Genomic DNA, 2,896 nt, shown 5'->3' on the forward strand with positions numbered 1-2,896 from the left:
CAGGTGTGCTGCGTCAACCTGCTGGAGACACTGGAGAGGCAGTTCCGGGACAGCTTCCTGAACATGACCAGTACCGCGGGGCAGTACCTCCGCTATGATAACGATCAGGATGACCACCAACCCGGCGCTACCCCGGGCCAGCGCTCCACCGAAGTGTCGATCACCAGGAATCTGGCCAACCAGTTCCAGAACCTGTATGCGCTCTACAGCGCTGCCCGTTATGACATGGTCAGGGCCACCGGATTCGGAGGCGAGGCGGCAGCGGATGATCGCTTCCAGGGTTACAATGCCGAGGCCATTGGCAAGGTCGTTACCGGGTTGCTGGCGAGATCGGCCAGGATGTCGGCCCCCATCCGGGAGGTGCTGCGGACACTTGAGAATGCTCTGGCCCATGACCATGAGGATCTCCGCGCCAACGACAGGCGTCCCCCGCAGCCGGATACCGCACTGCAGCAGACGCTGGAAAATGTCCGGGTAGCGGATGGTGAGTTTGACTTATCGCCACCCATGCTGGACGCCCGGGATGTGACGGTGATCAATGAAATTATCCTGGCCGAGCGTGAAGCCTACTTTCAGAACACGCGCCCCCTGAGGGATGAGCGTTTCGTGATGTTCAGCGATGTGTTCGCCGATACGACTGACTTGCAAAATCAATTGTATGGCGAGCAGCTTCCCTGCCCGACCAGCGAGCAGGGGCTGGCCGACACCTCGGCGCTGAGCGAACTGCTGGCCCGGACTGCCGACCAGGCACCCGGCATCACGGCCGCCGGGAAACAACTGCTGAAACTGTATGCCGACCGTGCCACCCAGTCCTACCGTGCCTATGGCCAGCGCATCGGCACTATCCAGAGTGCCAACACCCGGGCAGTGCAGGACATCCGGGAGAGTGATAGCACCCTCATCCACGAGGGCCGGGAATACCCGCAATGGTCGCTGGCACGGCTGGTGTGCTGTGCACAGGGCCTGCAGGCTATGGACCGGACACTCAGGAACACGTTCCTGTCGGACCTCAGCCTGGCCGATCAGTGCATTCGCCATGATGCTTCCCAGAACCTGACCATGGGGCCGGATGCGAGCGGTGAGAACCCCACCCGGGAGGCCATGATTGATGATCTGGTCAACCAGTTCCTGAACATGTATGCACAGTACGGCGAAGCCCGTTTCAATATGATCAAAGCCACCGGGTTCGCCCTGGAGGAGGAAGAGTTACCGGTTTTACGGGGATTGGGCGCCCGAGGCATGGCAACCACGGTCAAAGATCTGTTGGGTACCACGTCCGGGTTGTCCGCACCGTTGCGGGACGTTCTGCAGGGGGTGGCCGACTATCTGGATAACCGGGTCACCGATGACGACGATAATGATCTGCGCCCACCACAGGCCGATCGTCACCTGTTGCAGATCATCGACAATACCACCGCCGTCGATGATGAGTACACCTTGCCGCCAGCCACGCAGGTCCGTGGCGATATGAACGCTGTCAACCGGCTCATTCAGGGTGAGAAAGTTGGCTATCTGGCCAGGATGGGGGAACTGGAGGACCGGGAGCGTTTCCCCGCTGATTTTGCCGATATATTCCAAGAGCCCGATGCCTTTACGGAGCTTTTCCTGGAGGGGGAGATACCGTCGTCGTGCCGGGGTGACTCACGCAAGCGTCGCCAGCTGGACAGCCATCTCCCGGGCAAGCCTGTCGGCAAGTCGGCACCTCCCCGGGACGAGCCGGCTATTGTCAATGACCACCATGCCGCGGCCACTGCCGGCGCCACCCGCCATGGGGGGCTGCTGTCGGTGCTGCGTCATGGCCTGTCCTGGCTGACCGGCGGTACCCGGGTCACCGCTGACCAACCGCAGGGAGCAGCGCAGATCACTGCCGGGCAAAGCCATCAACGACAGGAGTCTACTAATGGTGCCGACAACCAGCCGGCCAGCAGAGTCAGGCAGGTAACGCACAGCGTCAACAACAGCCTGGCTCTGGCCGGGCTGCTGGTGTCCCGGGCCACGGATCGTCCCATCCGACCAGACACACTGGTTCATGGTGAGAGGCACCGGACTGATACGGCGGCACAGCCCTTTGACTGCCTACCGGGCATGCGGCTGCTCACCGGCAGCATGCGGGTTGCCCGGCAACTGCACAACGAAGTGTCGGCTTTCCTGCAGCAGCTCAGGCTGCAGCGAATACAGCCGGATGCTGCCTGGCAAACCGATGACCTGCTGAATATGGCCATCGCCATGGTCACCAATGACCCGCAACCGACCCGCTGCACCGAGGAGTTTCTGCTGGAAGTGTTGCTCTCGCCCAGACTGGGGGTTGAACATGAGCGCGCCGCCAATATTTTCGACAGCGGCGGACGGGTCCGGGGCACCGGTGGCGGTGCCATCTTCTTTGGCGGGGAGCAAACCCAGCCGTGCCAGTCAGGCCCAGCCAGAGACCTTGGCCAGTGCATGCTGAACGCCATGGCAGACCGTCAACTGGAACAAATGACCGCAGAATCCCGGTCGGCTGACGCCGGCCCGTTACTCAGTAGTGCACTGCGCAATGCCATTGTTGACCGGGCCAGCCAGTTTCAGGAACTGCAAAGAGCGGTTGTGCACACCCGGCATGCGAGGGGGTTGTTCAGCCAGCTGCCAGACTGGCTGGGTGCCAGCAGTGGCAACTACAGCAGCCGCCGCGACCGGCTGTTCCAGCGACTGGACCAACGGCTGACCCCGGTCACCAGCCCGGGGGCCGTTCTGGCGGGTAATGCCTGCCTCAGCCAGCTGGAAGCGGGTGACTATGGTTCGGCCCGGGCATCCTTCTTCGGGCTGTCGGACCGGCAGCAGCAACAGGCCATCCAGTCACTGACAAGGATGCCCGACTGTTTTGGACTGGAACCTCAGTGGGACGATCCGGCTCCCAGGG

General features: G+C 62.2%; 1 protein-coding gene. It reads left to right on the forward strand.

Annotation, left to right across the window (positions count from 1 at the left end; translation table 11 throughout):
• On the forward strand, nucleotides 1-2,896 hold a 2,896-nt coding region (locus J7438_RS28735), incomplete at both ends, for a hypothetical protein (RefSeq protein ID WP_209278758.1).

The organism is Thalassotalea sp. G20_0 (genome assembly GCF_017744175.1).
In the GTDB taxonomy this organism is placed as follows: Bacteria; Pseudomonadota; Gammaproteobacteria; order Pseudomonadales; family Endozoicomonadaceae; genus Endozoicomonas.